At 62.0% G+C, this 23,954-nt stretch carries 28 protein-coding genes; 14 read left to right on the forward strand and 14 right to left on the reverse strand.

Annotation, left to right across the window (positions count from 1 at the left end; genetic code table 11):
• The first annotated feature begins 40 nt into the window (after window positions 1-40).
• From LVE68_RS09225 to LVE68_RS09280, 12 genes are all read left to right on the forward strand, one after another.
• Window positions 41-679 (forward strand): FMN-binding negative transcriptional regulator, encoded by a 639-nt coding sequence (locus tag LVE68_RS09225; protein WP_232939932.1) that lies wholly within the window; start codon window positions 41-43, stop codon window positions 677-679.
• 150 nt (window positions 680-829) lie between these two features.
• On the forward strand, window positions 830-1,117 hold the full coding sequence (locus LVE68_RS09230) for a hypothetical protein (RefSeq protein ID WP_232939934.1): 288 nt from the start codon (window positions 830-832) through the stop codon (window positions 1,115-1,117).
• 119 nt (window positions 1,118-1,236) lie between these two features.
• A complete protein-coding gene (locus LVE68_RS09235; RefSeq protein ID WP_232939936.1) occupies window positions 1,237-1,590 on the forward strand; it encodes a hypothetical protein in 354 nt (117 codons plus the stop codon).
• 33 nt (window positions 1,591-1,623) lie between these two features.
• On the forward strand, window positions 1,624-2,145 hold the full coding sequence (locus LVE68_RS09240) for a hypothetical protein (protein ID WP_232939938.1): 522 nt from the start codon (window positions 1,624-1,626) through the stop codon (window positions 2,143-2,145).
• A gap of 107 nt (window positions 2,146-2,252) precedes the next feature.
• Window positions 2,253-2,753 carry a GNAT family N-acetyltransferase gene (locus LVE68_RS09245; RefSeq protein ID WP_232939940.1) on the forward strand — a complete coding sequence of 167 codons (501 nt, stop codon included), beginning with the start codon at window positions 2,253-2,255 and terminating at the stop codon, window positions 2,751-2,753.
• Window positions 2,754-2,770: 17 nt separating this feature from the next.
• A complete protein-coding gene (locus tag LVE68_RS09250) occupies window positions 2,771-3,112 on the forward strand; it encodes a hypothetical protein (RefSeq protein WP_232939942.1) in 342 nt (113 codons plus the stop codon).
• Window positions 3,113-3,436: 324 nt separating this feature from the next.
• A complete protein-coding gene (locus LVE68_RS09255) occupies window positions 3,437-5,011 on the forward strand; it encodes a serine/threonine-protein kinase (protein ID WP_232939944.1) in 1,575 nt (524 codons plus the stop codon).
• Window positions 5,012-5,041: 30 nt separating this feature from the next.
• Complete coding sequence (locus tag LVE68_RS09260; RefSeq protein WP_232939945.1) at window positions 5,042-5,935, forward strand: MBL fold metallo-hydrolase; 894 nt, start codon at window positions 5,042-5,044, stop codon at window positions 5,933-5,935.
• On the forward strand, window positions 5,932-6,534 hold the full coding sequence (locus LVE68_RS09265; protein WP_232939946.1) for an esterase/lipase family protein: 603 nt from the start codon (window positions 5,932-5,934) through the stop codon (window positions 6,532-6,534). Before LVE68_RS09260 ends, LVE68_RS09265 begins: the two co-directional genes overlap by 4 nt.
• 65 nt (window positions 6,535-6,599) lie before the next feature.
• Window positions 6,600-7,235, forward strand: coding sequence for a CDP-alcohol phosphatidyltransferase family protein (locus LVE68_RS09270; protein WP_232939947.1), 636 nt, complete (start codon window positions 6,600-6,602; stop codon window positions 7,233-7,235).
• Window positions 7,232-7,720 (forward strand): FAD-binding oxidoreductase, encoded by a 489-nt coding sequence (locus tag LVE68_RS09275; RefSeq protein ID WP_232939948.1) that lies wholly within the window; start codon window positions 7,232-7,234, stop codon window positions 7,718-7,720. The genes LVE68_RS09270 and LVE68_RS09275 overlap by 4 nt, the downstream gene beginning before the upstream one ends.
• A complete protein-coding gene (locus tag LVE68_RS09280) occupies window positions 7,713-8,210 on the forward strand; it encodes a hypothetical protein (protein ID WP_232939949.1) in 498 nt (165 codons plus the stop codon). The genes LVE68_RS09275 and LVE68_RS09280 overlap by 8 nt, the downstream gene beginning before the upstream one ends.
• Before the next feature lie 574 nt (window positions 8,211-8,784).
• Here the strand turns inward: LVE68_RS09280 and LVE68_RS09285 are convergent.
• From LVE68_RS09285 to LVE68_RS09325, 9 genes are all read right to left on the reverse strand, one after another.
• Complete coding sequence (locus LVE68_RS09285; protein ID WP_232939950.1) at window positions 8,785-9,543, reverse strand: TerC family protein; 759 nt, start codon at window positions 9,541-9,543, stop codon at window positions 8,785-8,787.
• Between the two features lie 71 nt (window positions 9,544-9,614).
• Entirely contained in the window at window positions 9,615-9,998 is a 384-nt protein-coding gene (locus LVE68_RS09290; RefSeq protein WP_232939951.1) for an STAS/SEC14 domain-containing protein, read from the reverse strand.
• Between the two features lie 150 nt (window positions 9,999-10,148).
• A complete protein-coding gene (locus tag LVE68_RS09295) occupies window positions 10,149-10,454 on the reverse strand; it encodes a hypothetical protein (RefSeq protein ID WP_232939952.1) in 306 nt (101 codons plus the stop codon).
• A 10-nt stretch (window positions 10,455-10,464) separates the two neighbouring features.
• Window positions 10,465-11,184: an SIMPL domain-containing protein gene (locus LVE68_RS09300; protein WP_233006703.1), complete on the reverse strand. Its 720-nt coding sequence runs from the start codon at window positions 11,182-11,184 to the stop codon at window positions 10,465-10,467.
• Between the two features lie 293 nt (window positions 11,185-11,477).
• Window positions 11,478-11,876 carry a VOC family protein gene (locus tag LVE68_RS09305; protein ID WP_232939953.1) on the reverse strand — a complete coding sequence of 133 codons (399 nt, stop codon included), beginning with the start codon at window positions 11,874-11,876 and terminating at the stop codon, window positions 11,478-11,480.
• A gap of 33 nt (window positions 11,877-11,909) precedes the next feature.
• The gene (locus LVE68_RS09310) at window positions 11,910-12,215 is read right to left on the reverse strand and encodes a putative signal transducing protein (protein ID WP_232939954.1); all 306 of its coding nucleotides are present in this window, start codon (window positions 12,213-12,215) and stop codon (window positions 11,910-11,912) included.
• 159 nt (window positions 12,216-12,374) lie between these two features.
• On the reverse strand, window positions 12,375-13,886 hold the full coding sequence (locus LVE68_RS09315; protein WP_232939956.1) for an aldehyde dehydrogenase: 1,512 nt from the start codon (window positions 13,884-13,886) through the stop codon (window positions 12,375-12,377).
• Between the two features lie 254 nt (window positions 13,887-14,140).
• Entirely contained in the window at window positions 14,141-14,668 is a 528-nt protein-coding gene (locus tag LVE68_RS09320) for an asparaginase (RefSeq protein WP_232939958.1), read from the reverse strand.
• A 569-nt stretch (window positions 14,669-15,237) separates the two neighbouring features.
• Window positions 15,238-15,900, reverse strand: a complete 663-nt coding sequence (locus LVE68_RS09325) for a fumarylacetoacetate hydrolase family protein (protein WP_232939960.1) — start codon at window positions 15,898-15,900, stop codon at window positions 15,238-15,240.
• Between the two features lie 149 nt (window positions 15,901-16,049).
• Between LVE68_RS09325 and serA the strand changes: the two genes are divergently transcribed.
• Complete coding sequence (serA, locus tag LVE68_RS09330; RefSeq protein WP_232939962.1) at window positions 16,050-17,282, forward strand: phosphoglycerate dehydrogenase; 1,233 nt, start codon at window positions 16,050-16,052, stop codon at window positions 17,280-17,282.
• Window positions 17,283-17,899: 617 nt separating this feature from the next.
• On the forward strand, window positions 17,900-18,808 hold the full coding sequence (gene rarD / locus LVE68_RS09335) for an EamA family transporter RarD (protein WP_232939964.1): 909 nt from the start codon (window positions 17,900-17,902) through the stop codon (window positions 18,806-18,808).
• Between the two features lie 469 nt (window positions 18,809-19,277).
• On the opposite strand, the gene LVE68_RS09340 is transcribed toward rarD, so the two are convergent.
• From LVE68_RS09340 to hisH, 5 genes are all read right to left on the reverse strand, one after another.
• Window positions 19,278-19,898, reverse strand: coding sequence for a hypothetical protein (locus tag LVE68_RS09340; RefSeq protein WP_232939965.1), 621 nt, complete (start codon window positions 19,896-19,898; stop codon window positions 19,278-19,280).
• 62 nt (window positions 19,899-19,960) lie between these two features.
• Window positions 19,961-20,935: an alpha/beta hydrolase gene (locus LVE68_RS09345; RefSeq protein ID WP_232939966.1), complete on the reverse strand. Its 975-nt coding sequence runs from the start codon at window positions 20,933-20,935 to the stop codon at window positions 19,961-19,963.
• Between the two features lie 673 nt (window positions 20,936-21,608).
• Entirely contained in the window at window positions 21,609-22,367 is a 759-nt protein-coding gene (hisF, locus tag LVE68_RS09350; RefSeq protein WP_232939967.1) for an imidazole glycerol phosphate synthase subunit HisF, read from the reverse strand.
• Window positions 22,368-22,390: 23 nt separating this feature from the next.
• Complete coding sequence (gene hisA, locus LVE68_RS09355) at window positions 22,391-23,122, reverse strand: 1-(5-phosphoribosyl)-5-[(5-phosphoribosylamino)methylideneamino]imidazole-4-carboxamide isomerase (protein ID WP_232939968.1); 732 nt, start codon at window positions 23,120-23,122, stop codon at window positions 22,391-22,393.
• Window positions 23,123-23,250: 128 nt separating this feature from the next.
• Complete coding sequence (gene hisH / locus LVE68_RS09360) at window positions 23,251-23,925, reverse strand: imidazole glycerol phosphate synthase subunit HisH (RefSeq protein ID WP_232939969.1); 675 nt, start codon at window positions 23,923-23,925, stop codon at window positions 23,251-23,253.
• Window positions 23,926-23,954: the final 29 nt, after the last annotated feature.

The following is a 23,954-nucleotide window of genomic DNA, read 5'->3' on the forward strand; positions in this document are numbered from 1 at the left end:
CCAGGGGGCGCTTTTACCAGCACAACTGTGAAACCAGCAGATGTATACACCAAAGCCATTCAGGCAGGCCAACCCGGAAAAAATCAAACAAATTATTGCCGAGTATCCACTTGCGACCCTGGTCACCGGTAACGGAGCAGGGGTTGAGGCATTCCACCTGCCACTGGTTATTGCCGAACGTGATCGCAATCTGGTCCTGCAGGGGCATATCGCCAGGGCAAGCCACCTGTGGCGGGAAGCCTGCGATGGCGCCGAAGTGTTACTGATTTTTAATGGCCCAAACTGTTATATCTCTCCCAGTCTTTACCCAACCAAACAGGAACACGGCAGGGCAGTTCCCACCTGGAATTATGTGAGTGTGCACATACGAGGCAACATGCACTTTGTGCATGATCCCGCCTGGACCCATGAGACCCTCGAAAAGCTGACGGCCCAACAGGAAGGCTCCGGTGAGGAGGCCTGGTCAATCAGTGATGCGCCGGAGGACTATATCCAGAAGATGTTGAAGGCTGTGGTCGGACTGGAAATCGAGGTGATATCGATAGAGGGACAATGGAAATTGAGCCAGAACCAACCGGCACGCAACAGGGATGCCGTGATTGGTGCCCTGGGAAAATCTGACGATACGAATAAGACCAAAATTGGTGAACTGGCCTCGTCATGTATGACTGAAGGCTGATATGGTATTTTAAGTAGTCCCTGAAGCTACAGGGACCGACCAAGCAAACTTTCGCGCAGACGCCATATGAAAAAAATAAAAACGATAATAATCGCCCTGGTTTTTTCCGCGCCGGGATATGCTCAGGAAAAGCAGGAACCACTGAAAAGCATGTCCACATGCCTGATAATGTACGACTGGACATCCTGGGGCATGTGGCGCTTCGATGTTTACGCGCTCGCAGGCAATATGATCCTGATCGGTGAGAAAAAGAACCACTTCAGGGTCGACAGCAGTAGTCCGGGCTACAGCCACGTGATCGACGGGGAAGTGGTGGCCACTTACCCCGACGCCACAAGCATCGATGACCTCGGTGAGAACTGCCAGGACAACTGCCCCGTCAACCATGAGCGCCGTACCGGCTGGTTCAAGCGCCGCTGTGACTCTTACCCCTCATAACTGAAACCAGTTATTCAACCTGCCCCGCTTCACCTGTACAAGCGCAAATCGCAGGAACGCCCGGTTTCAGTTGAGTGCCGGGCATATACGAAAAACTTTATTGTAAGGGAGAGATCACATTGAGACCTGCCCCCGTAAAAGACATGGTTACAGTAGAGGTTCTGGATAAGCTCGATATCCGCGTCGGCACCATTCTGGAGGCGGCGGAGACCGCGCAATCACGCAAGCTGATGAAGCTTACCGTGGACTTTGGCAATCACCAGCGCTCGATCCTCGCGGGCATCCGCCAGGAGCGAGACAACCCGCAGGCGATCACGGGCCGGCAGGCGCTGTTCGTGGTAAACCTCCCGGAAAGAGAGATGGCTGGGGAGACCTCACAGGGTATGCTGTTCGACATCGGTTATGAGGATGGCCTCAGCCCGTGCCTGGCCATCCCCGAATCCCCGGTCCCGAATGGCAGCCGAGCGGACTAGAAGAAAGATGGCAATTCAGGGGAGTCCGTCACCATGAAACCAATCGAACTGTTGGCCGTAGGCATCAGGATATGCGGCATTATGCTGGCCATCATTGGTCTCAAGTCGATTTCCAGCCACCACGCAACCTTTGCAATGTTGAACCAGAGCAACTTCGGGGATACCACGGCTATTGCCTACCTGGCCGTGACAGAACTGGCCATCATCTTTGCTGTCAGCGCAATATTCATGCGTTTCCCGATGTCTGTCGCCGGAAAGTTGTTGCCGTTTGAAAGTTCGCATCCCATCAGTTTCTCCGACCGCGCTACCGACATACTCGCTGTCGCATTTTGTATCCTGGGTGTCTATATACTTTCCTGGGCGCTTCCCGACCTGGTCGACAATGGTATCTGGCTCTGGTACTACACCGCCGAGCGTCATCAGCTGGGGGATCGTTATGCCAGTACAATGATCACCTTGCTGGTCACCCTTGTGGAAATCGCTATCGGCCTGTTCCTCTCCCTGCGCAGCCGTGGATTCAGCGCACTATTATGGAGGTTAAGGAACGCGACATAACCTATTGTCAATCCACCGGCGTAACCGCCTTGATCGACAGGCCCACGGGCTACCCGGAACCAGGCTACCGGCCGGCTGCACTGCAACTTTTTTACCAGAGCAAAACCTTGAGCAATATTGAACCAGTCACCACCTACTACCTGGAGATGACCGACCAGCAAAGCCTCAAAAGCAAGCCCAAACCCGAGGGCCTGGAGGTGGTAGAGGCAGAGGAAAAGGAATTCCGCTTCAACCGCTACCTCTACCAGCTGGTGGGGGAGCCATGGCAATGGGTGGACCGGCTCTCGCTGCCAGATGCAGAGTGGAAGGCATATGCGGAACGCCAGGCCCTGCGTACGTGGGTGGCGTATTACCGCGGGTCCATTGCCGGCTACTATGAGCTGGAAAAGCAGTGGGAAGGCAATGTACAGATTGCCTACTTTGGCCTGGCGCCACGGTTTATTGGCCGCGGCTTTGGCGGCTACCTGCTGTCCCACGCCCTGCAGTCGGCGTGGGACTGGGGCAACACCCGCCGCGTATGGGTGCATACCTGCTCGCTGGACCATGAGGGTGCGCTGGATAACTACCGTGCCCGCGGTATGCAGGTTTACAGGACCGAACAGGAATAGGAGGAGCGGAAGGGAATATGCGCTACCCGGTAACACCCGATGGCCGCTACTTTGTGGTCCGGGGCAGGCTGTGGCGCATGAGTAACCCGGCGCTTACGGAGGGCGAGCGCGAGCGACTGACCCGGGAACTGATGCGCCACCGCTCCGCCGTGGGACGCGCCAGGAAAGCAGCCAACGAGGTGGCGGAAAAAGCCGCCCGCGAGGGTGTGCATGCAGCCAAGGTGGCGCTCGGTGAGCGCGGGCCAGCCTGGTGGCATGACGGCGCACCCGACTATAACCGCTACATGGTGAAGAACACCCCCTACCGCGACTGGTATCACGGCCTGCCGCCCCGGGACCGGAACCCGGATGAAAAATAAGCTTCCACTTCCCACGCCCAGATAGACGACGCCTCTTTTTTCCGGGGAATCCCTGCCGCGATTGTAAAGTCGTAGCCCGTCGTCTATCTAGTTATACAAGCTTTGTATATGGCCGGGCCGGATCGGCTTCCCCGGCCAGCACGCTGTTCCCGATTGACTCTCCATACAGTCTCTCCTGCCCACAGCAGAGACGGCGTAGCCAGGTTTCACGCCAGTTGCATATCCAGGCCGGGCAGGGAATACGCCCGCTGCTGGCAAGCAGTTGTGGCGGGCAATGCCCGCTGGCCGCGGTCCTCGTATGGATAACAGGCAAAACAGGCGTATATGGATTCTCCCGATATTCAGATACCCGGCTACACCATTCATGCCGCCATCGGCCACGGCGGCATGGCGTCTGTTTATCTCGCCACCCAGGAATCCCTGGATCGCAAGGTAGCGATAAAAGTGCTGCGCAACTGCGCCGATGCCGAGTTTGGTCAGCGCTTTATCAATGAGGCTCGTTTTATCGCCGGCCTCAACAACCCCCATCTCATTACCATCTACGATGTTGCGAGCATGGAAAGCGGCGATTACTACATCGCCATGGAATTTGTCGGCAACGGCGATGTAATCGAGAATGCCGATCGCTTTACACGTCCGGCGCCGATTCTCGCACTGATCCGCCAGGTGGCCGAGGGACTATCCATTGTCCACGACAATGGCATCATCCACCGGGACGTAAAGCCCACCAACATTCTCTTCCGCGCGGACGGCACCGCGGTGCTGACAGATTTCGGTATTGCCAAGAATGTCGAGAGTGACTCGGACCTTACCCAGAGCGGCCTCAGCCTGGGAAGTCCGTCCTATAGCAGTCCGGAACAGGCGCAATGTCACCCACTCGATATCACCACCGATATCTACAGCCTGGGTGTGGTGTTGCTGGAGCTGTTACTGGGCCGAAACCCGTTCAAGGGCGACAGCCACACCAGTACAGCAGTGAACCATATCCAGTTGCCGGTACCGGAACTCCCGGAAGAGTTTGACTACCTGGCGCCGCTGGTGGAACGGATGCTGGCGAAAGACCCTCGGGACCGTTATCCCTCCTGCCGCGAATTGATTGCGGATATCGACCGGGTACTGGAAGGTGACGATAGCCAACAAACTGATATAACGCTGCCCTTTATCCGCCAGCGCAGGCTTGCCGGACCCGCTGGACAAAAGGCAAAACTGCTGACAGTGGCAAGCTGCGTGCTACTGCTCACTGTATATTTCGGCTTTTTCTATAAAACCCCAACCGAGCGTGAGATCGAGCGGCTGCTGGAACAGGCGCAGCTCAGCATGGACGCCGGGCGCTTTATGTTACCGACAGGTAATAACGCGCGTAATTACTACAGCCAGGTGCTGGCACTGGATAACTCCAACCTGGAAGCGATCCTGGGCCGCAAGACCGCCGAGAAAAAACAGCTGGATAGCTACCTGAAGCAGGGTGCACAGGCACTGCAGGACGGCCGGTTGCAGCAGCCGGAAGGAAACAATGCACTGCACTATTACCGCCAGGCACTGGCGCTCGACCAGGACAATGCCAGGGCCAATGCCGGGATCGCCCGGGTAATCGACGAATTTGTCCGCCTGGCAAGGGTGGAAATCGACCAGAATGATTTACGCAATGCCCACTTCTACGTCGATAGCGGTCTCAGTATCCAGCCGGAGAATGACGTACTCCTGTCACTCAGCGACGAACTCAAGCAGAGACAGCAAAGGCAACAGCAACAGCACCGGCAACAAGTGCGAGAGGTCGATGCAGCGCAACCGGTCGCACGCAGGTCCAAACAAGCACCAAAAAAGAAGCAGTCCACCGTCAGGACCCACCTGCGCAATATCGTTGACAAGTTTCGCGATGTTATCGATGGTGACCGCTGATTACGATGCACCTTATTGCGGCAGGTCCCCATGAAGCCAGCGCTAGCGCTTTCCCTTGTTGCTTTCCTGCTCGGGCTGTTCGACCACGATAGTGCACGGGCTGCGCAGCAGGCGCCGGAATACCGTATCGATCCGGTCAAGGCCAATGTCTACCGTTTCACTGCCGGCAGCTACCGCTCCGTCTTTATGGTTACCAACGCGGGCATCTTCCTCGCCGACCCGATTTCCGCCGCTGCCGCGCAATGGCTTCATGGTGAATTAAGCCGGCGCTTCGAAAAGCCGGTACGCTATATGGCGTACAGCCATAATCATGTGGACCACACCCTGGGCGGTGAAGTCTTCGCCCGGGGTGGCACCACCATCATTGCCCACCAGTATGCCGCGGAGGACCTGGCCTGGACACGGGTCCCCACCGCCCTGCCGGACATCACATTCCGCGAGAGACTGACCGTCAACCTCGGCGAAGGCCAGGTAAGGCTGCGCTATCACGGTCCCAATAATGGCCGCGGCTCGGTGAGCATGCGCTTTATGCCCGCCAATGTATTGTTCGTTGTGGACTGGATCGTGGTGGGCCGCATGCCTTACCGGGACCTGCCGGGCTACGATATCCACGGCATGATCCGCTCGACCCGTGAGGTGCTGGCGGGCGAGCCCTTTGACGTATTTGTCGGCGGGCATGCCGGGACCGGCGACCGCGAAGATGTGCAGCGCTACCTCACCTACCTGCAGGCGCTCTATGACGCCGTGCGCGACGGCATGCTGGCCGGCAAGTCCCTGCAGGCATTGCAGGGGGAAATCCGCCTGCCGGAGTTCCGGGACCTGGAAATGTATGACGAATGGCTGCCGCTCAATATCGCGGGGGTATACCGTACCCTGGAAGATATGTCCTACCTCAAGATGCGCGAGGATGTCGACAGCCCATGAGCAACAGGGGGAGGGTGGTATTGCTAATCCCGGGCATCTTCGACCGCGGCAAGTCCATGCACCGCATGGAGGCAGTGCTGGACAGTGCCGGCTTCTCCGCATATTACATCCACCTGCAATACAATTCCGGCTGGTACGGAATGGAATTCCTCGCCCACCAGTTGAAGAGCCAGGTGGAGGAACTGGTGGAGCCGGACCAGACCTGTGCACTGGTAGGATTCAGCATGGGCGGCATTGTCGCCCGGCACTATATCCAGGTACTGGGCGGGCAGGAACGGGTCCACAAGTATATTTCCATCGCCAGCCCCCACTTCGGCAGCGTCTGGGCCAACTGCCTGCCCTACCGGGGCGGGCGCCAGCTGAGCGTGGGCAGTGAATTCCTGGCGCGCCTGAACCGGGAAATACACAGCCTCGAACCGCTCGAGCCGGTTTCCATCTGGACCCGCTACGACGCCACCATTTTGCCACACCGCAGCGCGCTCCTGCCGCTGGGTAATATCTATGAAGTGCCAGTGGCATTGCATCGCTGGGTGCCGCTGGACCGGCGCGTGATTGATATTGTCTCCGATGAACTTGGCACGGCACCCGCACCACGTTGAACTTTCCCCTTCACGGTCATCATTGATATAAACAGTCTTCCCGGGAAGAAATACAAGGAAGGCTATTGGATTTACCCACTGCGCGGGCTTCGACAGGCATGCCCGGCTACCAGGCGATATTACCCTGGGCCCTTGTCGCCCTCAGGGGACTGCTGGCACCGCTATCAATTGTTATCACCTGGTTACAGTTTCCGCCTTCCATCTGGCTGGGCCAGTTCGCGATGGCGATCATCTCCGATATTTACGATGGCCGGCTCGCACGTCGCTGGGGTACAGCCTCGCCCGCTCTCCGCCGCGCGGATAGCATGGTCGACACGTTCTATGCCCTGGCCTGCCTGTGCTGTTTCTGTATTGCCGCACCGCAGGTTATGCTGGCCCACCTGCCGGGCATCCTGTCGCTGTTGGCCCTCGATGCGATGCGGGCAATCATTGACTGGCGTCGCTTCGGCAAGCGTGCCAGTTATCACGCCTGGAGCATGAAGCTGTTCGGGTTGTCGATTATCCCGGCGGGCATCCTGGTCATGACCAGCGGACAACCACACTGGACACTGTGGCTGTCCATCGTTATCGGCCTTTACGCGCAGCTCGAGGCCCTGTCGATGTCGCTGATCCTGCCGCGCTGGACCCACGACGTAAAACATATCGGCGCAGCCCTGGCGATTCGGCGCGCGGGGGATACGAACTCCGGAGGAAAACCGTGAAATTTCCGATTGCGCTATCACCAACACGGCTGGCCGGCATAATGGCAGCGGGCCTGTCGATCCTAACCGCCCTGCCGGTGTGGGCAAGCACAGAAATAGCGCCATTCACTTCCGACGGCTGCAGCCTGTTCCCCGATGGCACGCACGAGGCAGAGACCCTGTGGCTGGACTGTTGCCGGGCTCACGACCTGGCCTACTGGCGGGGCGGCACCTATCGCGAAAGGCTGGAGGCGGACCGGGAACTTGAGGCCTGTGTGGCCGATGCGGGCGAGCCGGAAATCGCCGGCCTGATGCTGGCCGGCGTGCGGGTCGGCGGCTCACCATTCCTGCCCACCAGCTTTCGCTGGGGCTACGGCTGGCCCTACCTGCGCGGCTATGAGGCGCTCAGTGAAGAGGAACTTTCGGCCATCAGGGCAGCCCTGGGCGGAACCGACCCGCGGGATGCGGGAAAACATACAGACAAGGAGAAAAAGAATCGTGAGTAGTGGCGAGGCCGGTGCAAAACCCTATATCGAAACCAACCAGGCCCAGAAAGGGTTCCTTTACCCGTTTTTCCTGGTCCATATGGGCGTGTTCGGGTCGGTGCCTTTTTACCAGGCCTACTTCAGCGACGATCCCTCTTTCAGCAGTATCTTCCTGTTCGGCGGGTTCGGGCTGTATGTCTATATATTTTTTTATAACGCCATCTTCGGGCGCGATGCCATCCGCTGGATGTTTATCAATGCCGGCCTGGGCATCTGGGGCATCTACAACGAGCTGGACCTGCTGCTCGGCTTCACCGGCCGCTCGCTCGACGACGTCAGCCCGCTGTATCACGCGGTCCCGTTCACCTATTACGTGATGTACACCTTCCTGCTGCGCCAGGGCGTGATCGACCTGCTCGGCGCACGCCGGGATGAAGACCGCCGCAGGAAGGTGGAACACGGCTATATCGCCATCTCGCTGCTGGTGTATACCGGGCTGTATTTTCTCTGAATCGGGGGGTGTTGCGAACAGCCTGCTGACTGGTGGGAGGGCGGATACAAGATCCGCCCCTACGACGGGTCACCCTCCGGAAATCATGCACCGTAGGGGCGAACCTTGTGTTCGCCCGGGCCCGATACCCGCACTGGGGATGGGCGGATACAAGATCCGCCCCTACGACGGGTCACCCTCCAGAAATCATGTACCGCAGGGGCGAACCTTGTGTTCGCCCGGGCCCGAATCCCGCATTGTGGGAGGGCGGATACAGGATCCGCCCCTACGACGGGTCACCCTCCGGAAATCATGCACCGCAGGGGCGAACCTTGTGTTCGCCCGGGCCCCATATCCGCACTGGGGATGGGCGGATACAAGATCCGCCCCTACGACGGATCACTCTCCGGATATCATGCACCGCAGGGGCGAACCTTGTGTTCGCCCGGGCCCGATACCCGCACTGGGGATGGGCGGATACAAGATCCGCCCCTAGGACGAATCACCCTCCGGAAATCATGCACCGTAGGGGCGAACCTTGTGTTCGCCCGGGCCCGAATCCCGCACTTTGGAAGGGCGGATACAAGATCCGCCCCTACGCGGCCTTGTCCTCTTCGGTATACGGTTTATGGAGTTCCACCGGCTTGCCCTGCTTCTTACGCAGGCGCAGGTTGAGCATCTCCACCGCCACCGAGAACGCCATGGCAAAGTAGATGTAGCCCTTGGGTACATGCACGTCGAAGCCTTCCAGCATCAGGGTGAAGCCCACCAGGATCAGGAAGGACAGGGCCAGCATCTTCACTGTCGGGTGGCGCTCGACGAAATCACCAATGGGCTTGGCTGCCACCAGCATCACGATCACCGCCAGGATAATCGCAATTGCCATGATGGATATCTGGTCCACCAGGCCCACCGCGGTAATCACTGAATCCAGTGAGAAGACGATATCCAGGATGGCGATCTGCACCAGCACCATGCCGAAACTCGACACTACCCTGGCATCACTGCTGCCCTCCACGCCCTCGAGGCTGTGGTGGATTTCATGCACCGCCTTGAACAGCAGGAACAGGCCACCGCCCACCAGGATGATGTCGCGCCCGGATATCTCATGGCCCAGCACACTGAACCAGGGCTCCACCAGCCCCATGATCCAGACGATGGAAAACAGCAGTGCCAGCCGGGTGACCATGGCCAGGGTCAGGCCGATAAACCGTGCCGGCTCGCGCTGGTGTTCCGGCAGGCGCCCCACCAGGATGGAAATGAAAATGATATTGTCGATACCCAGGACGATTTCCAGCGCCGCCAGCGTCGCCAGTGCCACCCAGGCCTCGGGGCTTGCCATCCACTCGAACATGCAAAACTTCCTTTTGCCGTTGCTTGTTGTTCTGAGCGGCTGATTCTACGGCAGGCAAGCCCCGGCTTGCATCAATCCGATGCGAGCCAGGCCATGGCTTCCTCCTCATCCTCGAAGAACCGCGCATCGCCACCGATAAACCAGGCACCCACCCTGGTGGCCAGCTCCTGCCAGCGCTTGTGGCCCACCATCGCCACCTTGTGGAACTGGCGCCCGTGCCTGAGGCCCAGCTTGAGGTCGTCCCAGGCGGCACGGGCCTCCCAGCCTTCCAATTCGGTGGCGTCGAAAAACACATTGATCTTCGGGTGCCGGGCCTCGGCCAGCGCCGACTCCAGGATCGGCACCATAGCCTCGTAGTCCCTGTGGGTCAGCTTGCCCTTTACCCGCAGGGACAGGAACAGGTCGTCGTCGATGCGCTCCAGGCCCACAGACAGCCCGTGTCGCTTGATCGTCATGAATACCTCCGTCAGCAGCGTTGGCAGTCGTTACAGATCTTACTTTATAGACCAGTGACCCGGGCGGGCAGGCTAACAGGGAGGAGAAGGGTTGTTGAAGGCGGGGCGAGACAGGTCCCGGCGGGCCAACCGCCCGCCGGGAGGAAATCGTCAGTGGCTGAGGATCTCGACGATCTCACGGCTGTGATGCATCAGGCGCACGATCTCGCCCTCGATGCTGACCGTCACCAGGCCGTGGCGATCCACCGGCTTGACGATCACCGCATGGCTGTAGATATCGTGCTCCAGCACATGGCCTACCTGCAGCTTTTTCTTCCAGCCCGGGGGCAGTTCGCCGCCGCGCTCGGCTTTTTTCTGCAGGCCCGGGGGCAGGTCGTTGTTGGGCTTGGCCATGGCGCTGGAAGCGCTCAAGGCCACTGCGGCGCCAAGGGCCGCTGCAATCATGATCCTGTACATACTGCTGTCCTCAGTCGGAAAGGTAATACTCGATTGTCGACACTACCCGCACCTTCTTGATATGCGGGTTGTTCTTGTCGCGATCACGGATACTGAACTGTCCCTGCGACGCGCGCTTGATCTTCCCCAGCACGCTATCGGAGTCCTCGGCGAACTTCTGTGCCACCTGTCTCGCCTCGACCGTGGCCTGTTCGATCATTTCCGGCTTGAGATCGTTCAGGCCGGTGAAAATATATTCCGTCTGTCCCTGGTGATTGCCCTGCGAGAAGGCTATGCCCTCGCGTCCCAGCTGGGCCAGCTGGTCCATGGCCGCCCGTACCGCCTCCACCTCATCGGAGTAGACCGTCACTGTCTGCAGCGCGGTGTAGCGGAAGGGCGCCGGCTGGTTACCACCATATCTCTGCGCTGACTTGTCGGTGACCGCCGGCAGGGAAACCGAAACCGCCTGCGCGGCGATACCCTGCTCCGCCAGGAATTTCTCGATGCGCTCGCTGCTGGCGGCGATATCCCGGTAGAGCGCCTGCAGGTCATTGCTGGCAGCGGTGAACTGGATCGGCCAGATCACGATATCCGCCGGCACCTCCCGTTCCGCCAGGCCCTTTACGGTGACCGTGCGCTCGTAACCCTTGAAGCGCTCCACCGCCTCCACGGCAAACCAGCCCAGCGCCAGCAGGCCTGCCAGTATCCCGGCACCGAGTACGGCAGCGGGAGCGCTGTTCGGCGTTTTCATCTCTGTCACTAGGTCTTCCCTGGTCCAGTCAAAAGGGGGCGAATTGCGTTGGCCGCTCGGGAAACAGATCGTAGGGGCGGATCTTGTATCCGCCCCGTGCCGGTTCCAAGCCCGAGGTGAGGGCGAACACAAGGTTCGCCCCTACGGTGTATGGCGCTGGCATCTATTGCGTTCCCCGCCCGGCAAAGAGGCTGTACGGGCGGATCTTGTATCTATCCGTCCGGATCCGGGCCCGCACACAGATTCGCCCCCGGGCCCTGAATCCAGCCTGAACCTGCAACCGCTTCCGCCAGTCAGTCGCTGATCTCGTCATAACCGCGGCCGCGGAATTCCAGCAGGCAGAAGCCGTGGCCGAAGGGATCCGCCAGGCCCGCGATCGCGCCCCAGTTATTGACCCTGACCGAAGATTCAAGTTTCGCACCGGCGGCTACCGCCTTCTCCACCGCCGCTTCCACGTCCTCGACCACCATATCCAGGTGTACCGGGGTCCAGTGGCGCCGGTAACACCGCTCATCGCCGCCGGCGGTCACGGACCCGGCTTCTTTCGCCAGCAGGTACAGGGGCGCACTGGCACCCAGCAGCTCGACCCCATCACTGCCGAACCGGCGCCCCACCTGCAGGCCAAGGGCGCGGGTATAGAAATCCACCGCACCGGGCAGGTCGTCGACGTCGATATTTACCAGCAGGTCCATTTTTTCTTTACCTCTACTTCGCTAACCGTCTCACTACCCGGCCGGTCGCACATGGCCGCAATGCCAGCAGTAATCAAATGCCGCGCCGTTGTGCTCACCACAACCGGGACAGGACCACTCCTCCCCCGCGTGCTCGTCGGCGCGCAATAACTGCACCGCCCGCTCGTAATCCCGGTCGCGCTCCACCCACAACTCCAGCCACGCCTGGTGCGGCGCCAGCTCGCCGGTGGCGCCCTGGGCGAACTCGTTTTTCAGGACTACGGCGATGCCGGCCACTTCCAGCTTGCTCTTTGCCAGTTCCACCAGCAGGCGGTTTTCGTGCGTGAATACCAGTTTCATAGCTTTTTATCAGCTTCCGTCGGTGCAATGCACTGCGCTTATTGCACCCTACGCCATTGAGAGTATTCCACACAGGTTGCCACAGGCCGGCCCGCTCACACCATAAAAAAGGGGCCGCAGATGCGGCCCCTTGCTCTTATTCCGGATTACGCCGGCAGCTTAGCCGGAGATATCGATCCAGGTGGATTTGAGTTCGCAATACTTATCCAGCGCGTGCAGCGACTTGTCGCGGCCGTTGCCGGACTGCTTGAAGCCACCGAACGGCACGGTGATGTCGCCGCCGAAGTAGTTGTTTACCCACACGGAACCGACACGCAGGTCGCGGGACATCCGGTGGGCGCGGCTGATGTCGCGAGTCCAGACACCGGCGGCCAGGCCGTAGATGGAGTCGTTGGCGATCTGCAGTGCCTCTTCCTCGGTCTCGAACTCGATCGCCACCAGTACCGGGCCGAAGATTTCCTCGCGGGCCACGGTCATTTCGTTGGTGACACCGCTGAAGATCGTCGGCTCGTAGTAGTGGCCACCTTCCACGGCTGCCGCGGCGGCACCGCCACAGACTACCTGCGCGCCCTCTTCCTTGCCCTTGGCCACGTAGTGCTCGACGGTGTCGAACTGGTTACGGTCGATCAGCGCACCCATCACGGTGTTGGGGTCCTGCGGATGGCCCGGCTTGAAGCGGGCGCTGGCCCTTTTCACCTTCTCAATAAATTCGCCGGCGATGGATTTTTCCACCAGCAGGCGGGTACCGGCGGTGCAGGTCTCACCCTGGTTATAGAACACCGCCAGCGCCGCGGCCTCGGCCGCCTTGTCCAGATCGGCGTCGGCGAAGACGATATTGGGGCTCTTGCCGCCCAGCTCCAGGAAGGTGCGCTTCAGGTTCGACTGGCCGGAGTACTCGGTCAGGGTCTTGCCCACCTCGGTGGAACCGGTGAAGGTCAGGCAGTCGATATCCATGTGCAGGCTCAGGGCCTTGCCCAGGCTGCTGCCCGGCCCCGGCAGTACGTTCAGCACACCGTCCGGGATGCCGGCTTCCTTCGCCAGGCCGGCCAGCTTGATGGCGGTGAGCGGGGTGTTGGAAGCGGGCTTCAGGATCACGCTGTTACCGGTGGCCAGCGCCGGGCCCAGTTTCCAGCAGGTGGTGGACAGCGGGAAGTTCCAGGGCACGATGGCGGCTACCACCCCCAGTGGCATGCGCTGGATCAGGGCCAGCTCGTCCGGGCCGGTGGGCGCGACTTCGTCATAGATCTTGTCGACCGCCTCGCCGCTCCAGCGGATGGTGGTCACCGCGCCGGGCACGTCCACGTTCATGGTGTCGCTGATCGGCTTGCCGGCGTCCAGGCTCTCCAGCAGGGCGATTTCGTCCCGGTTCTGCTCAATCAGCTCGGCGAAACGCACCATGATCTTCTTGCGCTCCATCGGCGGCATGGCGGACCAGCTGCCGGATTCGAAGGTCTTGCGGGCAATCTTCACCGCCAGCTCGGCGTCCTCGGGACCACAGCTGGCCACCTGCGCCAGCTCGCGGCCATCCGCCGGGCTGGTGGTGGGGCGGGTCTCGCCGGACAGGGCGTCCACATACTCACCGTTGATGAAAGCGCGGCCCTCGATCTTGAGGCTGTCCGCAAGGGCCAGCCACTCCTGCAGGGTTTCCGGGGTCTTATTCTGTTCTGACATGGCGCACCTCTCAGATTGTCGAAGGGCAAAAGTTGAATGATTATTCAGTTTATACTGAAAATGTGATCACAATTCAAAGGGTTTGTATTGTAACGCGCGAATGGCGGCCGTGCGAAGACGGTTCGGGAACAGATTGAGTGTAGGAGGCCGGGAGGGGAAGGGATTCAGTTATGTAAGGTGCCCGTAGGGGCGGATCCTGTATCCACCCGGGCCCGGCGGATACAGGATTTACCCCACTCAGGGAGGGGGGAGCTTCAGCCCACCGCCTCGAAGGTACCCTCTTCGCGGTTCTTGCGTACGCCGGGGACAGCAAACACGCGGTTGTGGAAGGCGATATAGAAACCCGGCTCCATCAGGCGCGCGGTCAGCAGGGCCTCGGTGACGTTCTGGCGGGCGTCGGAATCGATAAAGCCCATGGGCTTCATGGCACCGGTGAACACCACCGGTACCGGGGGCTGGCCCATCTTCTTGAAGCAGAACTCGGCGGTATCGGCCATGGTGTCGGTGCCGTGCAGGATCACAATGGGGTCGCCCTGCTGCGCGGTGCGCTCCACTGCCTCGGCGATCAACGCCCGGTCGCGGTCGTCCATATCCAGCGAGTCCTTGTTGACCACGCTCTCCAGCTCCAGGTGGGTGTAGGGCAGCCGCAGGCTGGAGATCAGCCCTTCGCGGATAATGGAGGCGCGGTTCTTGAGGGTGCCTTCCTCCTCGCTGTAACTCTTCTCGATGGTGCCGCCGGTGGTGAGGATACGGACGGTGTTAATCGGGTTCAGGTCGGTCATCGCGCCTTGTCTCCCTGCTGGTATTGGCTGCTGGTCCACAGCTGCCTTGTGGGCCATGCTGCTGGAATGGTTGCCGGGAGGTTTGCCCGGCCGGCGGCATCATAGTGCCGCGGGACGATGGGGACAATATTAGCCCCGCTTATGGCTGCTCTGGCCCCGCAGGGCGGACACAAGGTCCGCCCCTACGAAGGAAGGACCCTGTAGGAGCGGCCCATGGCCGCGATCGCGCGGCGCCCCCCGGGACCTGTGCATTTTGCGACACCCCATCCCCACTCCGTAGGAGCGGCCGCTGGCCGCGATCCGCGGCTGGCAGGATGCGCGAGATGTTTACCGCACGGGGTATTGTGCCCCGCACCCCGCAGGGCGGACACAAGGTCCGCCCCTACGGATACGGGATCCCGATGTGCTTATCGCGGCCGGACGTCCTATGGCCATGCGACCGTAGGAGCGGCCGCTGGCCGCGATCCTCGCCAGCTGGGTATCGCGCCATGCCCCGGCAGGGCGGACACGAGGCCCGCCCCTACGAAAGAAGGACCCTGTAGGAGCGGCCCATGGCCGCGATGGCCGGTTCAGGCAACGCTGGTCTCCACCCGCAGCCAGTCGTCCTCCAGCTGCATCACCAGCCGGTCACCGCTGTGCAGGGGCCCCACGCCAGCCGGTGTGCCGGTGAGCACCACATCCCCCGGCTGCAAGGTGAAATAGCTGCTGATATAGGCCACCAGCTCGAGGATGGGCGTGAGCATATGGTTGGTCTTGCCCCGCTGGCGCAGCTCGTCGTTCAGCCACAGGGAGTAACTGAGCCCGTCCCAGTCCGGAAGCCAGTCCAGCTTCACGAACGGCGACAGCGGGCAGGCGCCATCGAACGCCTTGGCCTTTTCCCAGGGGTGGCCCTGCTGCTTCAGCTCTGCCTGCAGGTCGCGCAGGGTCAGGTCCAGCGCCAGGCCGAGGCCGGCGATGGCGTGGGGCACGTCGCCGGGGTTGGCATTGCTGATGGTTTCCCCCACCAACAGGGCCAGCTCCCCCTCGAAATGGCAGCTGCCGCGCCCCGGCGGCAGGTGGATGGGCGCCTCGAAGGGCACCGCCGCGGTGGCCGGCTTGATGAACAGCAGCGGCTCTTCCGGCACGGCGTTGTCCAGCTCGGCGGCGTGGGCGGCGTAGTTGCGCCCGACACAGACGATCTTGCCGGGCGCCAGTCCCGTCTCCGAGCCGCAGGTAAACCGGTGCTGGTACATAGCTATCTTCTATTCCTCTTGCCTATAGTTAGGATGGATATTTCGTATAAAGCTTTCCGGGCCGCTTGTGGTATGATCGCGCCCTCGCCGGATTCCCGGTTTCGCAAATTCTATCTCCAAACCCGTTGCCCATAGTCAAGAGAGTGTATATGGCTCCGCAAACATCATTGCAAAAGGACAAGATTCGTATTCTGTTGCTGGAGGGCGTGCACCAGTCGGCCGTCGACCTGCTGGCCTCGCGCGGCTATACCAATGTGGAGTACCTCAAGACCTCGCTGCCCGAAGACGAGCTGATCGAGAAGATCGCCGACGCCCACCTCGTGGGTATCCGCTCGCGCACGCAGCTGACCCGCAAGGTGCTGGAGAACGCGCACAAGCTGATAGCCATCGGCTGTTTCTGCATCGGCACCAACCAGGTGGACCTGCAGGCCGCCACCGACCTGGGCATTGCGGTATTCAACGCACCCTATTCCAACACCCGCAGCGTGGCCGAGCTGATCATCGCCGAGGCCATCCTGATGCTGCGCGGCATCCCGGAGAAGAACATCGTCTGCCACCGCGGCGGCTGGCAGAAATCCGCCAAGGGCTCCTTCGAGGCCCGCGGCAAGACCCTGGGTATTATCGGCTACGGTGCCATCGGTTCGCAGCTGTCGGTGATGGCCGAGGCCATCGGCATGCGCGTGATCTTCTTCGATGTGGTCACCAAGCTGCCGCTGGGCAACGCCACCCAGGTGAATTCCATGGACGAGCTGCTGGCGCAGGCGGACGTGGTGTCCCTGCATGTACCGGAGCTGCCGTCCACCAAGATGATGATGGGCGCCGAGCAGATCGAGCGCATGAAGCCCGGTGCCATCCTGCTGAACGCCTCCCGCGGCAGCGTGGTGGATATCGATGCACTGGCCGCAGCCCTGAAAAGCGGGCACCTGTCCGGTGCCGCCATCGACGTATTCCCGGTGGAGCCGCGCGGTAACGAGGACGAGTTCCAGTCGCCCCTGCGCGGTGTCGACAATGCCCTGCTCACCCCGCATATCGGCGGCTCCACCATGGAGGCGCAGGAAAATATCGGTATCGAGGTGTCGGACAAGCTGGCGCTCTACTCCGACAACGGCACCACCACCAGCTCGGTCAACTTCCCCGAGGTGGCACTGCCCGGCCATGCCGGCGCCCACCGCCTGCTGCACATCCACCAGAACGTGCCCGGCGTGCTGAGCGCGATCAACAAGGTGTTCTCGGACAACGCCATCAACATCTCCGCCCAGTTCCTGCAGACCAACGAGACCCTGGGTTACGTGGTGATCGACGTGGATGCCGAGTACTCCGACCTGGCACTGGAGAAGCTCAAGAACGTCAAGGGCACCCTGCGCTGCCGCGTACTGTTTTAGCCGTCGCGGGCCACAGGCAAGGCAGGCAAGAAAGGGCGGATACAAGATCCGCCCCTACGGCCCATCGTTCAAACCGAACCACACCGTCATCTCCGGGCCCGCCCCCGTAGGGGCGCACCTCGTGTGCGCCCTGCCGGCCGCTGGCACGAAAAGGGCGGATACAGGATCCGCCCCTACGGCCCACCGTTCAGGCCCAACCACACCATCATCTCCGGGCCCGCCCCGTAGGGGCGCACCTTGTGTGCGCCCTGCCGGCCGCTGGCACGAAAAGGGCGGATACAAGATCCGCCCCTACGGCCCATCGTTCAGACCCAACCACACCGTCATCTCCGAGCCCGCCCCCGTAGGGGCGCACCTCGTGTGCGCCCTGCCGGCCGCTGGCACGAAAAGGGCGGATACAGGAGCCCCTACGGCCCATCGTTCAGGCCCAACCACACCGTCATCTCCGGGCCCGCCCCCGTAGGGGCGCACCTTGTGTGCGCCCTGCCGGTGGCCCGGCCAGCGCAGGGGAGTTAGAATCGCCTCCCGACGCGCCCCCCGATGTGTTTCCGCGCCAGGTCGCCAGAAGCAGCCCCGAGCTCCAACTGCACCCTGAGCCCAAAATAGAGATCCCCCCAGTGCCAGAGAGAGATTCCGCCGCAGCCGGCCTGCTCGCCGGTGTTACTGCCTTCCTGATGTGGGGCGTGGCCCCGCTGTACTTCAAGCTGCTGGACGGCATCTCCGCCCCGGAGATCCTCGCCCACCGCAGTATCTGGGCGCTGGTGCTGGCCATGGTGGTGCTGGCAATCATCGGCAAGCTGCCGGACTTCATGGCCACCCTGCGCGACCGCAAGCGCATGACCACCCTGGCGCTGTCCACCCTGCTGATCGGCAGCAACTGGCTGGTGTTTATCTGGGCCGTGACCAGCAATCACCTGCTGTCCGCCAGCCTGGGCTACTACATCAACCCGCTGATCAACGTGCTGCTGGGTGTGCTGTTTATGGGCGAGCGGCTGCGGCCGCTGCAGTGGCTGGCGGTGGCCCTGGCGGCCATCGGTATCGGGCACGAGCTGTGGCAGTTCGGCGAGCTGCCGGTGGTGGCACTGTTCCTGGCGCTGTCGTTCGGTTTTTACGGCCTGGTGCGCAAGCGCGCACCGGTGGAGAGCCTGACCGGCCTGGCCATGGAAACCCTGTTTATGCTGCCCATTGCCCTGACCTACCTGGTGCTGAGCACCAGCCCCAGCAGCAACATGGCCAACAACGACTGGCAGCTGAACGGCCTGCTGCTGCTCGCCGGCCCGGTGACCCTGCTGCCGCTGCTGCTGTTCAATATCGCCGCGCGCCGGCTGAACCTGTCCACGGTTGGCTTCCTGCAATACCTGGCGCCGACGCTGATGCTGGTGATCGCCACCCAGCTGTTCGGCGAGCCGTTCAGCGAGACCAAGCTGGTGACCTTCGCCTTCGTCTGGTTCGGCCTGGCCCTCTACTCCACCGATGCCCTGGCCCAGCGGCGCAGGGACAGGGCGCTGCGGCAGGCGGCGATCTGACGGGCATCGCGGCCATGGGCCGCTCCTACAGCGCGCCCTTTTCGTAGGGGGACCCTGTGTCCGCCCGGCAGGGTCCAGGGCAATAGCCCGGACCCACCACGCATCCCGCAAATCCGGGTCGCGGCCAGCGGCCGCTCCTACGGTCGCATTGCCACAGGACACGCGGCCGGGATGGGCACATCGGGCTCCCATATCCGCAGGGGCGGACCTTGTGTCCGCCCGGCAGGACCCAGGGCGATAGCCCGGAAAAACCGCGGGCATCCTGCCAGCCCCGATCGCGGCCAGCGGCCGCTCCTGCGGTCGCGTTGCCACAGGACACGCGGCCGGGATAAGCACATCGGGATCCCATATCCGTAGGGGCGGACCCTGTGTCCGCCCGGCGGGGCCCAGGGCGATACGCCGGAACCTCCCCGCACATCCTGCCACCCCGATCGCGGCCAGCGGCCGCTCCTGCGGCAACGCTGCGAGCCTATTGGGCCTGGCCATAAGTGGCCAGGTACTCCCCCGGGATTTCCACCGCGCTGAAGCCACCGGAAAAAGCGGTGATGATCACCGCCGACAGCAGCAGCCCCGCCACGCACATGCCATAGCCCAGGCGGTCCCTCGCCACAGCCCCCATGCGATTGCGCAGCAGCCAGTGGGCGGCGCAGGCCAGGTGGGCGAAGATCGCCGCTACCGCCAGGAAGTAGTAGGGCAGGAAGAACAGTGAGTAGGGGAACACATGCATCCCCGCCGCGGCATAGAAGAAGTTCGTATCCAGCCCCAGCACCGAGCGCCCGAACAGCACCGCGCTCACATGTACCAGCAGGAAAAACGCCAGGTAACAACCGGATATTGCCTGTAACCGGTCGAAGAAATCCTGCCGCTGGCCAAACCGCCGCGCGACAAAATACAGGCCGGAACACACCTGGAACAGCACACAGCCGATCAGCAGGGCCTCCACCAGCGGCAACCGGTACACCTGGCGCAGGTTCTCCATCAACTGGATATGGGCTTCGACACCGGCCACGGCAAACCCGTGGTTGGCGATATGGAACATGGCGAAGAGGGCGATGATCACCGCGGAACTGCGGTGCAGGGTATGCAACATGGGAACTCCTTTCCCCGGCGGGTTAACGGAAATATTTTACCGGCCCGACTATACCCTGTGGATTATTGCATTAACCAGTCGTCCAGCGCCGTGAGGATCTGGTGCCGGTAGGGCTGGGTCTCGTTGATCATCTGGTGGCGCGCGCCGCGGATAATCACCCGCTTGCTATTGGGGAAACGCGAGCGGATGGCACGCATGTTGTAGCGCCAGGAGACGGTCTCGTCACCGGTGCCCTGGATCACCAGGATGCGCTTCTCATTGACTGCGGTTTTGGGGAAGGTCTTCAGCCAGTCCACCATGGCCGCCAGCCAGCGCATGGACATCACCGGTGACTGCAGCGGGTCGCGGTGGGCCTGGCGGCGGGCGAACTCGGCATCGTGGGTATTGATATTGAAGCCGCGGTTGGGGGCCACCATAAAGAAGCGCCCCAGGTAGAACATCCACTTGCGCACATGCCAGCGCGCCGGGCGCACCAGCGGTGCCAGCAGCATGATTTTGTCGAACGGCTGCCAGCGGCTGTACTGCAGGTAGGCCAGCAGTGCCGCGCCGCCGGTGCTCTGCCCCATGGCATGCCAGGGGCCCGGGAGGCGGTCGCGGGCAATGTGCAGCAGCGCCCCCAGTACCTGCCGGTACTGCAGGAAGGAATTGATCGCCACCCGCTCGCCACTGGACAGGCCGTGGCCGGGGAAATCGAAGATCACCACGTTGTAGCCGCGCTCCAGCCCGAAGCGGATGGCGGCACCGTAGATACCGGTGTGGTCGAAATAACCGTGGCAGATAAACAGTGTGCCGCGGGGCTTTTCCAGCAGCCAGTACTGGGCCACCAGCTCGTAGCCGGCCACCTCGAAGGTGCCGACACCGGTCTTGCTCGCCTGGGGGAAATTCAGCTGGTAGAAGTTGCGGTATTCCTGCAGGGCCGGCAACAGCTCGCAGCCACTGAAGTCCAGCGGTGCCAGTTCGTTACGCAACGCCGAGAAGTCCGGTCGACTGAAGACCGGGCTGTGTTCAACGGCGGAGAATTCCTGCAATAGATCCATATTTCAATGGTACTGCATTTTGCCAGCGGGGGAATCCTGGCGTGTCACGGTAACGCCATGGTGCTATCGAGGAGGCCGGGGGGCGGGCGGACACAAGGTCCGCCCCTACGATTGGATTGGAGCCGGGGAAGGGTCTGCGTTTACCGCCGCCTTCCGAACACCGCAGGAGCGGCCGCTGGCCGCGATAATTCCGGGCCCATTACCGCAGGCACTGGTACAGGGCCATCTCATTGCCACCCGTAGGGGCGCACCTTGTGTGCGCCCTTGCAGGAGATGGCACCTCGGGCGGACACGAGGTCCGCCCCTACGACGGGATTGGAGCCGGGGAAGAGTCTGCAGTTACCGCCGCCTTCCGAACACGGTAGGAGCGGCCGCTGGCCGCGATAATTCCGGGCCCAATACCGCAGCCACCCGTAGGGGCGTGCCTTGTGTGCGCCCTTTCAGGAGATGGCACCTCGGGCGGACACGAGGTCCGCCCCTACGACGGGATTGGAGCCAGGAAATCGTCTGCGTTTACCGCCGCCTTCCGAACACCGTAGGAGCGGCCGCTGGCCGCGATAATTCCGGGCCCAATACCGCAGCCACCCGTAGGGGCGTGCCTTGTGTGCGCCCTTTCAGGAGATGGCACCTCGGGCGGACACGAGGTCCGCCCCTACATGGACCGGGGTTGGAATTAGAGCCGCATCTCGATGCCGGCGTCGTGCATATATTGCTTGGCCTCGGCGATGGTGTATTCGCCGAAGTGGAAGATGCTGGCTGCCAGTACCGCGTCGGCACCGCCCTCGAGCACACCGTCGGCCAGGTGCTGCAGGTTGCCGACGCCGCCGGAGGCGATCACCGGTACCGGCACCGCGTCGGACACGGCGCGGGTCAGGGCCAGGTCGAAGCCGTTCTTGGTGCCGTCGCGATCCATGCTGGTGAGCAGGATTTCCCCGGCGCCCAGGCCGGCCATTTTCTTCGCCCACTCCACCGCATCGATACCGGTGGGCTTGCGGCCGCCGTGGGTGAAAATCTCCCACTTGCTGTGTCCCACCTGCTTGGCATCGATGGCGACCACGATGCACTGGCGGCCGAAACGCTCGGCGGCCTCGCGCACGAACTCGGGGTTTTTCACCGCGGCGGAATTGATGGCGGTCTTGTCGGCGCCGGCGTTCAGCAGGTTGCGGATATCCTGGATGGTGCGCACACCCCCACCGACGGTGAGCGGGATAAACACCTGCGAGGCCATCTGCTCCACGGTGTGCAGCATGGTGTCGCGGCCCTCGTGGGTGGCGGTGATATCGAGGAAGGTAATCTCGTCCGCACCCGCCTCGTTGTAGCGCCGGGCGATTTCCACCGGGTCGCCGGCATCGCGAATATCGACAAAGTTAACGCCCTTCACCACGCGGCCGGCATCGACGTCCAGGCAGGGGATGATTCGTTTGGCGAGCATATGACTTACCCCTCTCTAATCCCTTACTGGCCCCACTCGTCACAGAGTTTCTGTGCCGCGCCCAGGTCCAGCTTGTCCTCGTAGATGGCGCGGCCGGTAATGGCCCCGTAGATATCCCTCGCTTCCAGCAGCTGCTCGATATCCTCGATGGAGCTGACCCCGCCGGAGGCGATGATCGGCACCTTCACCGCGTGGGCCAGTTCCAGCGTGGCCGGGATATTCACCCCCTGCATCATGCCGTCACGGGCGATATCGGTGTAGACGATGGCGCTCACGCCGCAGTCCTCGAAGCGTTTCGCCATCTCGGTGGCCTTCTGGTCGGACACCTGGGCCCAGCCCTCGGTGGCCACCAGGCCGTCCTTCGCATCCAGGCCGACAATGATGTGGCCCTCGAACTCGCGGCAGGCTTCCTTCACCAGCTCCGGGTTCTTGACCGCAGCGGTGCCGATAATGGCCCAGGTCACGCCCGCGTCCAGGTAGCGCTCGATGGTGGGCAGGTCACGGATACCGCCGCCGATCTGTACCGGCAGGTCCGGGAAGGCCTTCGCGATTGCATTCACCGCCTCGCCGTTGACCGGGTTGCCGGCAAAGGCACCGTTCAGGTCCACCAGGTGCAGGCGACGCGCGCCCTGGTCCACCCAGTGCTGCGCGGTGGCCAGCGGATCGTCGGAGAATACGGTGGCATCGTCCATTTCGCCCTGGCGCAGGCGCACGCACTGGCCGTCTTTCAGGTCGATCGCGGGAATTACAATCATGGTCAGTCTTTCTGTTGGCGGTGTATCAAATTGTGTGATCGCTGTAGGAGCGGCCCATGGCCGCGACAGCCCCGGGCATTCAGCAAGCCGGGATCGCGACCATGGGCCGCTCCTACACGGTAATGTGGTTAAACCCTGCCGTTCCAGGCAGTGAAATTCTTCAGCAGCCGCAGGCCGCTGTCGGCGCTCTTCTCCGGGTGGAACTGGGTGGCGAAGATATTCTCCCGGGCCACGGCGGCGGCCAGGGACACGCCGTACTCGGCCTGGCCGGCAATATCCGGGTTGTTTTCCGCTGGCACAACGCCCGCGGCGGAGGCCTCAGCGGGTACATAGTAACTGTGGACAAAGTAAAAGCGGCTGCCGTCCTCGATCCCGTTCCACAGCGGGTGCGCCTGCTTCTGCCACACCTGGTTCCAGCCCATATGCGGGACCTTTAACCGTTCACCCCCATGCCGGAGATCAGTGCCGAAAAACTTCACCGGCTCGGGGAATATGCCCAGGCAGTCGACCCCGTTATTTTCCTCGCTGCGCTGCATCATGATCTGCATGCCCACGCAGATGCCCAGCACCGGCAGGCCGGAACCGATGGCGTCCTTGAGCAGCGGCGCGAAACCGGCATCGGTAAAGCCCGCCATGCAGTCGCGGATGGCACCCACGCCGGGCACCAGCAGGCGGTCGGCACCCGTGGCCTGTTCCGGCGTGGTGGCCAGCACCACCTCATCGCCGGGCGCCACCTTCTGCAGCGCACTGGCCACCGAGTGCAGGTTGCCCATGCCGTAATCGAGTACTGCGATTTTCTGCACCGATATTCTCCTGTGACCGCGGCCCCCGC

Source organism: Microbulbifer sp. YPW16 (genome assembly GCF_021290385.1).
Lineage (GTDB): Bacteria > Pseudomonadota > Gammaproteobacteria > Pseudomonadales > Cellvibrionaceae > Microbulbifer > Microbulbifer zhoushanensis.